8 protein-coding genes are annotated in these 12,343 nt (G+C 51.4%); all 8 read right to left on the bottom strand.

Going from position 1 to position 12,343, the window contains the following annotated elements; all coding sequences use genetic code 11:
* Positions 1-252: 252 nt before the first annotated feature.
* A complete protein-coding gene (locus LMS44_RS07025; protein WP_211593771.1) occupies positions 253-1,005 on the bottom strand; it encodes a SapC family protein in 753 nt (250 codons plus the stop codon).
* Positions 1,006-1,135: 130 nt separating this feature from the next.
* Positions 1,136-4,540, bottom strand: coding sequence for a DUF4214 domain-containing protein (locus LMS44_RS07020; RefSeq protein ID WP_498947160.1), 3,405 nt, complete (start codon positions 4,538-4,540; stop codon positions 1,136-1,138).
* 637 nt (positions 4,541-5,177) lie between these two features.
* Positions 5,178-6,206 (bottom strand): glycosyltransferase family 4 protein, encoded by a 1,029-nt coding sequence (locus LMS44_RS07015; RefSeq protein ID WP_089690598.1) that lies wholly within the window; start codon positions 6,204-6,206, stop codon positions 5,178-5,180.
* A complete protein-coding gene (locus LMS44_RS07010) occupies positions 6,203-7,003 on the bottom strand; it encodes a hypothetical protein (RefSeq protein WP_009288100.1) in 801 nt (266 codons plus the stop codon). The genes LMS44_RS07015 and LMS44_RS07010 overlap by 4 nt, the downstream gene beginning before the upstream one ends.
* Positions 6,990-8,192 (bottom strand): ABC transporter ATP-binding protein, encoded by a 1,203-nt coding sequence (locus LMS44_RS07005; RefSeq protein ID WP_278371852.1) that lies wholly within the window; start codon positions 8,190-8,192, stop codon positions 6,990-6,992. Before LMS44_RS07005 ends, LMS44_RS07010 begins: the two co-directional genes overlap by 14 nt.
* 92 nt (positions 8,193-8,284) lie before the next feature.
* Positions 8,285-9,136, bottom strand: a complete 852-nt coding sequence (locus tag LMS44_RS07000; protein ID WP_223827984.1) for an ABC transporter permease — start codon at positions 9,134-9,136, stop codon at positions 8,285-8,287.
* Positions 9,120-12,074, bottom strand: coding sequence for a glycosyltransferase family protein (locus tag LMS44_RS06995; RefSeq protein ID WP_498947159.1), 2,955 nt, complete (start codon positions 12,072-12,074; stop codon positions 9,120-9,122). Before LMS44_RS06995 ends, LMS44_RS07000 begins: the two co-directional genes overlap by 17 nt.
* A complete protein-coding gene (locus LMS44_RS06990; RefSeq protein WP_089690594.1) occupies positions 12,067-12,318 on the bottom strand; it encodes a hypothetical protein in 252 nt (83 codons plus the stop codon). The genes LMS44_RS06995 and LMS44_RS06990 overlap by 8 nt, the downstream gene beginning before the upstream one ends.
* Positions 12,319-12,343: the final 25 nt, after the last annotated feature.

The following is a 12,343-nucleotide window of genomic DNA, read 5'->3' as shown; positions in this document are numbered from 1 at the left end:
AATATTTTCTACGCTGCGAGATGCCGCCTCATAACTTTTCGTTAAAAGCCAATAAAATTTTTTCTGATATTCTCGGAATGAGCTTAATTATTCACCGCAACCCAATTATGCTGTTATCCCATGCTGGGCATTACCAACATTGTATCTTTGCGTGTCTATAATTGACAAAACTTTAGCTGTATAGCATACATTGTTTGGATGTCTAATAAGTAAACTCAAACAATGCAGAAACAAGCGTATACAATTAAATTACTAACCAAAATCGAATTGCAGATCATCGCTATCGTCTGCAAATAATTCATCGACTGATTCAGTCACGCCTATTTTGGCATGCAGTGCAGCACGCTGTGCCAACTGGTCATGCTGCGCCATGGAAAACATCTGACCATAGGCTACCGCCAAAGGCACTCCTTGCAGTTGATGCAACTGCTGCGCTGTCAATCTATTCAGGGCCTCCTCTTCGACTTTATAAAGCCCTTTAATGCCTGGCCCGTCTTCAGTAGTTTGCCATGGTTTCAAGATACCCTGCTCAGCAAGTGTCTGGCAGGCAGTGTCAGTAAGGCGACGGTTCTTAGCGCACTCACCAACGAAGTCGAGCTGCCGCCTTACCGTCTCTGTCAGCTCTCCCTGCTCATCGAACAGTGGCTCCCCCCCTTGTTGTAACAGATGATCAGCATGGACTTGCAGCACCATTTCATCTGAGTCCTGCCGCCTCGCTACTGCAAAAGGATAACCACGAAAATGGGCGGGAACATACGTCCCTAGCCAACGACCATCCTCGGGGTGGATATAGTGGTGTGAATGCGCTGCTCGACCAAGCAACGCAACAAGATGATAGCGCTCTTCACGCTTAATAAAACCCATAACGAACTGCGTCAAAGCCTGTCGCAGTTCTCCTGCCAGAATCGGTGCGACTGCCTGATCCGCGGTGAACCGATAGTTCTGGCGCGGCGAATAACGCATGGATGCATGCTTTTGACGCGATAAAGTAACCCAATTTGACATGCTATCTCCTTTACAAGAAAACCCCGATCCAAGGATCGGGGTTCAGTTTATCCCATACGTATATCAACAAAGATATAACGTTTAGGAACCAGATGTCGGTACAAGACCGACACCTGGAGTGCGTCCGCTATTACGCAAGGTTAACAGCAGAAGCATCGATTTCGTTACCGAAATCAACGATACCAACCAGCGACGCATCAGTGAACTCGTTGGCGGTATTGGCGTCGTTGACACCAGAACCGGTCAGTTCGAACACTTTGTATTCGCCAGCGTTGTTATCGTTCTCGATCATCACTACAGATTTAACGGTATTGCCAACAAGGTCAGCTACATTGGCAGATACGTCGAGAGTACCGTCGACGATGCTGCCGTAACCAGCGTTGTTGCCGTTTTGGATAGCAGCCAACAGATTTTCTGCTGTCAAGCCACCCCAAGTCTCATCTGCAGCATTACCAGTACCAGCAGCAAAGTCGTTGATGGTGATAACGTTGTTAGCAGTAACGGTAGTTCCACCGTTAACGCCAGTTGTCGGGAACGTATCACGCGACTCTGCAGAAGTGCTGCCCTGGAATTCTTCGTTGCCTAAGTAGGCAGTGAAGTCCAGAGTATCAGCGCCAGTGCTAGTGCCGTCGGCGTCGAAGTTAACAACGGTGTTACGATCGAAGTTATCTTCAAATACGATGGTTTCGTTGCTGACATCGTTAGTTGACAGAACGATAACATCGCCGCCAGAACCAGCATTGATTTCGTTGCCGGTGTTGTCAGCAGTAGAGGCTGTACCAGTATAGGTGTCAGCCTGAACGCCACCACCAGTACCGATACCGTTAATACCGTGAGCAGCGCTGGTAGAGCCATTCAATACGGCTTGCAGGTTAGCGTCAGTGCCGTCGAAGTTAGAGTCATTAGACTCTTCACGGATGGCAGACTCGAGACGACCTTTAGCCGAATCACTCATGCCGCTTACGCCAGCAGGTGACAAGGTGATTTGCAGATCATCGGCTTCAAACTGGCCATCAACCTGTGAACGGATCACGAGGCTGTTGTCTGGGCCGTTTTCAGCAACCAGCAGCTTGCTAAGCACTTTATGGTTGTTAACAACCTGTGCAATTGCAGCATTGATATCACGCTGATCACCGAAGACGCGGTCACCCAGGATATCGTTCAGGTTGATGATACCTTCGAAACCATTGTCGAAAGAATCAGCTGCAGCAGAAGTTACTGCACCACCAAGGCTAGCACCGGCCAGTGTTACAGTCAGCTGAGCGCCGTAAAGTACAGCAGGAATATCGTTGCCAGCAGGTGTGGTTTGACCAGAGGAGAGGCCAGCCGCGTTGCCGCGCAGGTCATCAAATGCAGTGTTCTGAGTGTTAACCAACCAAGTGGCACCCAAATCGCTGTTCATTTGAGACAAACCGCTGTTGTCGCTGTAGATGGTGTCGTTGCCAGCACCAGTGCTGATCAATACACCGCCTGCGCCTTCAGTCCAAACAACGTCATCGCCTTCACCAGTGTTGACCACAACGTTGTGTTGCAGATCTTGCTGGTTAGGCAGGCTGAAGTCGTCAGCGCCTTGAGCAATGGTGTGAACAGTATCGTTACCCGCACCTGTATTAATACCCAGTGAGAAGCCGTTGAACTCAGCAGCTTTGTCGAGGGAGTAATCTACAGTGATGCTGTCGTTACTGGCACTGGTGTTATAGACGTGAGCCTTGTTTTCAGCGTTCGGCGCCCAGTCATTAGCAGTTGAATCCAAACCTGCTTGACCAGCTACAGAAAGGTTCTCGCCTGCAAAAGCAGTAGCGTCGAAGTTGTAGACATTGCCTACGTTTTCGATAGACAGGTCGCCTTCAGCAGCACCAGAAGTTACTTCGATCTGTTCGAAAGCAACAAGCTCAGATTGACCAGTTGCAGTCATGCCGTGAGCAGTAAGAACATTGTCTACCTTGCTGCTACGATCAACTTCCAGGTTCAGCTTCTCGATAACTTTCTGAGAGTTGGACATACCACCGATGATGGCATCGCCAGCTGTGGAGCCACGACCAGCGTTGTCGAGAATCAGATTGGTTTCGATCAAGGTAGTGCTGACGTCCGGCTCAACCGGCTGAGCAGTACCGGCTACCAGGAATTCATCGTCAACAGACTCAACGCTGTTGTAGTCGAAGCTAACGTTAGAGAAAGCGTTACCTTCCGGATCGGTAACCAGGATTTCCTGGGCAGTGAACGGCAGGTTCACAGTGTTACCGGCAACGGTTACTTGGTTGTAAGGGTTAGCCAGTTCAACGTTGTAGCCGTTAAGACCCAGCTCGTCCAACTGTGCTTTAACCGCTTCTTGCAAGCCAGCATAAGTGCCGTCAGTAGAGCGCACGTCTTCTAGAACGTAGTTTTCACCATCAACGCTAAAGCCGATAGTCAGTTCAACGTTAGCCAGCGGCGTCTCAGGTGTTGCGGTGGTTACGTCAGCAACGCGAACCATCAACTGAGAGTTGCTCTGCTGAGGACCTTCTTTGGTCAGCGAGTTGGTATCGAACGCGGCACGCAGGTCGGAATCAGTGTCAACACTGCGCATACCGAAGGTGATGTCTTTGGTGACGGACAGTTTGCTACCCAAACGCACGTCATCAATGAAGAGACCTGAACGATCGCTGTTGTCAGACCAGAACTCTTCAACGCTGTCCATACGACCAGCATCCAGAACCACGCCATCCAATGCTTCGATGTGTGTTTCTTCGATGTTAGTAGTACGCGGCGCGACATATAAAGCATCAGTACCGAAATTAACGTCTCCAGCATCTACTTTCTGGTCGTTAATCAGGCTAGCTTCGATCTTGTCGCGACCAGCGCCGCCGTCAAGAATGTCACCAGTAGACAGTGCGTTAGAAACGGCACCGTTCTGGTTTTGACCAACGAGCCCCACAAAGGTGTCGTCTGCGTCAGTACCAGTTAAATTATCACGGCCTTCAGTCAGGACGAACGTTTCGCCAGGATTAGAAGGCTCAGTCGGCTCTTCAGGTTCAGTCGGCTGAGGAATACCTGCAACAACTTCAGCGATGTCCAACTCGCCAAGGTCAGTGCTAGCGTCAATTCCGGCTAGGAATTCAGCAGCATAGTTATCAGCTGCGGTGCCCGACTGATCATCACCTGCCGCTTCGGTATAGAGATCGGCTGCAGCAACTTTATTTGCCAGCGTATCGGCATCTGGCTCATCAGTGTTGGTTGCATTCTGGACGATGGTTAATGCAATGCTCGCCAAATCTTGCTCACCGCTTTCCAACTTCTCTACGTAGAAAGCAAGGCCTTCAGCGTCAGCATCACGACCAAAAGACTGCTGATAAATGCCGTTTACCAGTTCTTCGTTTTCAAGGTCGCCAAAACGAGTGGTGTACTCTTCGGAAGTACCGAAAGCACCAACAACTGCTTGCGCGCCGCGGGCTTCAATTTCCTCTGCCCAGAACTCTAGACCCTCTGCATCAGCAGGGCGGCCATAATAGGCTACGTATAATTGTTGAGCCAGATTCAAATTCTCTTGTGTTGCCATGGGACTATAGTCTCCTTGCTTAAGAAAGATACCACCTACAAAGGCGGCTCTTATCACCTTGAGCGCTCAAGGTATTTTTAGGTTCCTTAAATAGCATAGTTTTCAGCGTACTGACTAAGCAGATTGGCTGATCCTCCTACACTACTAACATCAACTGGAACACGCCTAATGTAATGTCACACATCAAGATAAGTCAATTGCTATGACCGTGACAAGGTTGCAAAAGCAACACAGGCTACCGCTACCTGTGTGAGCACCTACTACAATAAGCACTCAACGTCAAAACCTACTACAGGGAACCTGTTTTAGGTTTTCGCGCTAACGTCAAGCCAGCTGTGTCAGAACCCTCTCGTGAAGTTTTTTTGCTGAACTCCACGTTTTCGAACACTGATCGCTAATAATCAGTATAAAGCGATGCGAGCAATTCTTGCAATACTTAGATTGAGAAGGCGCCCTCTTTAACCTGGCGAATAAACTCGTATCAAAATAGCTGCTTGAGCCTTTAGGTCAAATTTTCCTGGGCGTTTTATTGCTTTTTTTTGACAAATAACTGACCCAACGCAATCACTGCTGCGGTATCGAGCTACCGATCCAGTTCTCGCTTTGAGCTCAGCGCCCAACCGTTTGTTCGCCCCATTTATTCACTGTATACCAGCTTTGTGACAACTTGATGCCAAGAAATTTTCTTCGCGCAATAGGCCTCACGACCTTGCTTACCCATTTGCTTAGCCTGAGCGCGGTGTGCATAAGCATCATCCAACGCCGCAGCGAGTGCCTGAGGGCATGGTTCGCATTTCCAGCCAGTCACGCCGTGCTCAACAAATGCTGTGGGGCCACCACTATCAGTGCAGGTAATGACGGGCTTGGAGGCTAGCATTGCTTCTAATGTGACATAACCATAATCTTCATCAAAGGAAGGAAACGCTACAGCTAACGCATGGGCGTATAATGTGCGCTTCTCCTGCTCGGAAATATGCCCTAATAGCCGCACTCGGTTACCCAAGCCTAAGCGCTCAATCAATTCTTCAAGCTGGCGACGCTGACTGCCTTCACCGGTGAGCAATAACTTTATGGGCGTCCGGGTGTTCGCCATGGCCTCTATCAATAGCATCTGACGTTTCAGCGGCTCCAGTCGGCTAGGGTAAAATGCATAGCCCCAGTCATCACCGCAGGTAAAGTGTTCAGCTTGGTGAGGAGGATGGTACAACGGTTCCGCCATTAAGCCGTTATAATAGTGCAAGCGTTCGGCCACACGGGGGGAGTTGGCAAACAGGTGTTTGGCCCCACTAAGGTGGCGCCGGTCAAACGCTTCTACCTGGGGTTTTAATGCGGCCAGTGCGGGACTTGCCTGCTTGGGGTCGTAAAGCTCATAGCAAACGCGGTGCTGATGCATTAACCAAACCACATGTGCGGGGTGGTGTAAGCCATAGGTAGGAAATTGCAGGCTGATAACACGATCAACCAACACGTCGTTTGGAGCAGTAAGGTCGAGTTGCTCAGCAAACATCATTTGGCGTTCAATCTGTGTTTCGCCATAGTGAAACGGTAGGCGTAGGCATTCCACTTGGTGCCCATAACGCCTTAGCGCCGCCACTAATCCTTCCACATGATAGTTGGCACCGCCGGCGATAAAAGGCGTATGGTTAGCTGTCACGAGTAGCTTCACGGTGCTTCCTTGTGGTTGGCCTTTAACCCTCGTAGAGCATCGCGCAACAGTTTAATCATGGCAGCAGCCTGTTCGTCGCTTAGCCATTTAATCGGTGGCTTTGCTTGCGATGATGCCGCTTGTGATAATGATGCTCCCGGTCGTGAAGTATCTGGCAGTGCAATGCCTAGAGTCATCATTTTTTGTTGTATATCAGCCATTTCAGTGAGCGTTATAGCTAACGCTTGATACTCCTCACGGCGCTGCCCTTGATGAACTAAAATATCATAAAATTCGCCCTCTTCTTTCCAGCGTTGTTGATAACGGCGCCACAGTAAGTTGACAATCACTTTCCACCCCCACAACCCCCTACGGCAAACGCCAGACAGCGCCGTTAACCGCCGATGCCAGCGGTTGAGCCGGAGCAGTCCACGGGGCAACTCTAGCCGCTCCTGCTTTATGTAGTCTTGGGTTTCAGTCGCTTGCAGCAGAATCATTAACGTGGCAACTCGACCTTCACGGGCTGCAAGCTCGCTATGATAACGAGCCCCTTGCTGGTCTGGCATACGCCCCATTAGGAAGCTATAGGCGCGTTCGACAAATGCCTGGTCATCTAGATGAGCACTCAATAGCTCGGCTAGGCGCGGCGCACGAGGATCGTAAAGTCGATGTTGTTGTGTTTGCAAAATAGGCACAAGGCGCTGCTGCCATAACCAGAGCCAGCTTTCAATTGCCAGCGAATCTTGTGTATCCGCCAACATCGCTTGATCTTTGAGACGCTTAACCAACGTATCTATATCCTGCTCAACATTTGTCATGCTGGCGGCCTATTTCAAAAGCGCAGTCTAGGCGACACATACCTGAAAACTTGCTGAACCGGTAGCCCGCCACTTCAAAGGTATCGAGACTGTCATGCCACCAGTAACAGTTTTCCAGGTGGTGGTCGCTTGAATGAAGTGCGGCAGAGAGGGTGTACTTGCCAGGTGCGATGTTGGCCTTAATACGCACTACTACATCGAGCTCCTCACCTTCACTCATGACCAGCGTTTGCTTGTGCTGATGGGTATTTTGGCCGAACACATCCTGCCCGTAACGATCGCGCAACAGTACTCCAAGGGCGATGTCATCAAGTGCAGCGCTGGCCTTTAAGCGCAAATGAATTTCCAGTGTTTCGCCACTAGCAAGCATTGAGCTTTGGCTATCTTGCCCCTGTACATGGCAGTGGGTTACCACGACTTCTTGGGTACCGAAGGCACCGGATTCACCTTCTCGCAGGTCATCGCCTTCTGCCTGCTCGGCCATAATTCGGTTGTAATGATTAACAGCGCCTTCCGGGTCGCCGTTATGAATTAAACGCCCTCCTTCTAATACAATCGCGCGGTCGCAAAGTACTTTGACTGCATTGAGGTCGTGGGACACAAACATTATAGCGCCGCCCTCTTGCTTAAATTGGCGGATACGCTGAATGCACTTTTGTTGAAAGTAGCCATCTCCAACCGAAAGTGCTTCATCGACTAAAAAGCAGGCGGGATCGGCGTGAATGGCAATGGCAAAGCCTAGCCGCATGACCATGCCGGAGGAGTATGTCCGCAGTGGTTCATGGATATACTCGCCTAGCTCACAGAACTCGATGATGGCGTCTCTGTGACGCTCGATGTCCCCATGCGTCATACCCAGCATCAGTGCATTGATAGTGATATTGTCGATGCCGCTGAGCTCTGAATTAAAGCCAGTACCAAGCTCTAGAAGCCCGGTTACTCGACCATCGATCTGTAAGCTGCCTGCGTCAGGCATCAATACGCCAGTGAGCAGTTTTAGCAGCGTCGACTTGCCCGCGCCGTTGCGTCCTAATACGCCAAGCACTTCACCCGCTGCCACCTCGAAGCTGACGCCGTCCAAGGCGGTATGCTGGGTATGGTGACTCTTGCCAGTAAGGGCTTCTTTCAAGCGTTCGCGCGGTGAGGCAAACAATTTGAAGGATTTATGCAGGTCTTTAACAACAATCACTGTTATCTCCAGAAACGCTGCACGCGGCTAGCACACATGGCTAACACACGTCGCTAACTCAAGTACTTGTACACGTGCTATAGGCGTCGTCGTCAAAGCGAGTCGCGCAGGTCGCGCTCGGTGCGTTTTAGCAACCAAAATCCGACGTACAGTAACACAAGTGTTACCGCTAGCATGGCCAGCAGCCCGGTAGCCCCAGGAAGACGCTGGTATAAAATCAGCTCTCGATAGGCATCAATAAACTGAAACATGGGATTCAAGCTGATCAGCCCCAGCGCCCAGTCAGGTATAATGTCGTCAACGTAAACAATCGGTGTCAGCCAGAACCATACCGGCAGTAACACCGCAACGCCTTCGCGAATATCTTTTAAATATACGGCGAGAATTGCCAGCGAAAAGCCGAGCGCATAGGTAAATCCCAGTTGTAGGGTGAGTACCACGGGTATTGCCAGCCAGTGCCAATCGATGGGAAAACCGATCATTAGCAGGAATACCGCGAAGAATCCCATGCTGATCAGGTAAATAACAATTTCAGCCAATAGTACCGAGAGCGGCAGCGCGGCTAGTGATGTATTCACTTTGGTGATCATGCCCGCGCGTTCGATAAATAGGTTGGTTATGGTGCTTAGGCTTTTGGCGAAGGCGGTCCAGGCGAGAATGCCGCTGATCAGATAGATACTGTAGGTGAAGCGTTCCACCTCGGCACCAAAGCCTTCAAGCCGTGCGCCCATAATGGCAGAAAAAATCAGCACAAAGACCAAAATATTTATTAGCGGTGAGAGCAGCGTCCAGATTCGTCCCAGCACCGAGCCTTTGTGGCGATCCACCAGCTCTTGGCGGGTTAGCAGAATAATCAGTGGTAAATGCTGCCGCCACCAGCTCAGGGTTTGACGTACTCGTTTTTTCAATAACGGACGCATCTCGCGGTTACCTGGCAATGCCATGGGCATGGCTCCTTGGATAGGTCGCTGTGTTTTCTGACGAACATTGTTCGGTTAATAATTGGTCTCCAAGCACCGCAGCTAACCACTGCTCGCTGCTTTGCTGCCAGCCGAGATAAGGCATGCCATCAGAAGCAATCGTATGACCTTCCCGCCAGTCGCTAGCCCAGTCTTGCAGCGCCTGCGCTAGCGCTTGAGGTGTATCGGCGTCGAAGTAAGTCGCATAGTCACCCGCGACCTCGCGGAAAACCGGAATATCTCGGGCGAAAATAGCAATACCCTGGCGAGCAGCCTCAATCAGTGGCAGCCCAAACCCTTCACCGTAAGAGGCTGCCACAAGCACATCGCTTCGCCGATAGAGCTCTTCCAGCAGCGTATCGCTGGCACCTTCCGCCCAAAACAGCTGCTGGCCACGCCTCGGATGCCGTTTGATGCGGCGAATCAGGTCTTCTACCTGCCAGCCTTGCTTGCCCACCACCACCAGATTAATATCAGTGCATTCCGCCCAGCATTGCTCCATCGCGTCTAGCACTTGTTGATGCCCCTTGCGCGGTTCAATGGTGCCCACCATTAATAGGATCGGCCCACGACACCTGGCCAGCGGTTGCAACCATTGTTGCTCTGCTGTGCTTAATACCGCGCTCGTAGGTGGTTGAAAATCGGCTCCAAGGTGGAAGTGCTTGACCCAGGGCCGCTGCCCTTCCTGAAAGCCCTGCCGATCGAGCGCGGCATCAACTTCCTCGGCTACTTGGCGAGAGACACAAGTAATGCCATCTGCCAGCTCACTGACCGATGTAAACCATTCCTTCATCGTCGCTGGAATATGTTCAGGGAAACATGCAGGCAGTGATAAAGGCAGTAAATCATGCACAGTAAAATAAAACCTAACGCCGCTGGCACGCATTCGGCGCATAATGTGACCTGCCTGCTTGAGTAGCGGCGGCGCCCACTCCAAGGACACATAGCGATCGCCGGGGCGTGCTTCTACTGGCACATCGGGGCCCGGTGGCGCTAGTCCTAAGTGTTGGCTGGCAAAACCGCGGGCAAGATAGAAATCATCCCCCCCCCAGCGAATCAGCTCTATCCGCCAACCGGCAGGTGGGTAACGAAGAAGATAGTCGGCTACTCGGCGGGTAACGCGCTCAATCCCGGTTTTAAGGTCTTCCCAGGCAATAGTGCTAACATCAAACAGTAGCCGCGGTGCGTTTTCATCGGGAGTGGTATCCACCTCGCTTAGCACTTTTGTTAGTCGCTTGGCAGACTCAGCCTCTTGCAACTTGTCACTTAGCGGCTCGTGCGCTGCCAGTTGGTCAAGAAATCGTTCGTACTGGTAACGGGGCGCGATCAGTGGTGCCTCCAAAATCGCATGCCGATACTGCTCGGCCACCCGCTCTGGTGCCAGCATGGTGGTCACGTAAGCCCGCCCTGCCTGTCCCAGCCGTTCACGCTCGTCATCATCAGCAATTAGCTGACAAAGCGCTTGACGCAGCGGTGCTAACAGTTGCTGCTCGGGGTCATCGGCCAACTGCCAATGACTTTGCGAGGGCAGTTCCGCACTGCTGCCATGGGCGTTGGCAATCACTGCTAGTCCATGGGCCATCGCATCAATAATAGCGCCTGATGTCTCACCACGAGACTGGGTGCGTAGCTGTACGGCGATATCGGCGGCTTGCAGCCAACGCTGGTATTCCTGGCGAGAAGCATAGCCAGTGACAGTCACTTGGCAACCAAAGGGATGGCGCTTAATCCGACGCGCTAGCGTATGGCCGTACTCACCGCTGTGCTGCGCACCTACCAAGACCAGTCGCACCGGCTGGCTCGTGGCATTGACTAACGGCGGCTCGCTCTCTTCGAGATCACCTAAAAAGGCGTCCAGTAAAAGATGGGACAGTTTTTTGGGGTTAATGCCGCCGAAACTGGCAATGACTCGCTCATTGCTGGCGATTCCCAGCACCTTGCGAGCAGCCTGCTTGTCAAAGGGGGCTGGGAGTTGGCGTAAATGCGGAATTAAATACGTTGGCCCGGCTTGCCCTTGCTGCCATCGTTCGGCCAATGAGCGGGCAAAGGCGGAGTGGTAAATCAAACCACCTGCTGGGCGAGTTACCATACCATTCACTGGGTATTGCTCCGCTCCACGCGCGTTTTGTGCCGCCTCGGCATGTGCCAGCAGTGCCGGGTAGCCGTGATCAATATAAAGCTGCTGTACTAGCGCGTCAGGCTTCAAACCGCTTTCGTTAAGCCACCAAACAGCATCAAACAGGAAGTAATCGTGCAAGACCACAATCCCAGGATGCCGCTGTAGCAAACCGAATTGGTAGGCATGGTAAAGTGAATTCCCCACCTGATAAAGGGTGTAATCGAAGGATTCAGCTCGCTGCAGAAAAGTGTCAGCATTGATACATTCAAAAACACTGCTTAGCTCGCGATCTACTTCGGGCTGATCAACTACCAGCGTAATAGTAAAATGCGTGGCTAGATAAGGTAGTAATTCTGCACTGTAGTTGGCGATGCCCGTTGTTTGAGGCGGCAGTGGCGAAATAAAGGCCAGTGTCGGTTTGTCAGCATCAATACTTGAAGGCGTAGACGTCAGTTCGAGCGTCAGTCGCCTTTCACCCGTGGCAATATCTATTACCGCTGAGGGCATCAACGCATTAATCATATGCTGTACAACGATATCAGGCAAAGCGGCACTCACCGATGCCAGCGTTTCTTCCTGGTCGGGCAACAGCGTGTGACACCTTCTAGGAGCCACGCCAAGGCGAAACAGATGGCGGTGGCAGGCAACCAGACTAACTTCATCAAAACCAAGCAGCAAAACGTGAGCGCTGCCAGCAGGATTATCTGGCGTGAAAACCTCTGACAATGCCACCAGCCAATCCTCTAGCTGGTTGAACTGTGATTTCTTACGGGCATCAACTATATAAAGGGTATCGTTATTCATGCAGATGCGGCTTCCTACGCTGTTCCAACCCGTTCATTAAACGCTGTTGACGTTCTCCATAGCCTTCGGTGCGATTTGGCGTTACTCCACCTCCGAATGTACCTGCCTGGACTAGACGAATCACCCAGCCTTTTAGCTTTGGAAAGGGCTGAAGTATGCGCAGCCCCAAGCGCCTAATTAGTGGATAGCTGATCAGTTTTTTCACTACGGGGCGCAGCACTCGTTTGACGGCAATCTGAATCACACGTCACTCCTTGGTAATAAGGTAC

This window comes from Halomonas profundus (assembly GCF_020865425.1).
Taxonomy (GTDB): domain Bacteria; phylum Pseudomonadota; class Gammaproteobacteria; order Pseudomonadales; family Halomonadaceae; genus Vreelandella; species Vreelandella titanicae.
This window is presented reverse-complemented; position numbering and strand designations above follow the sequence as displayed.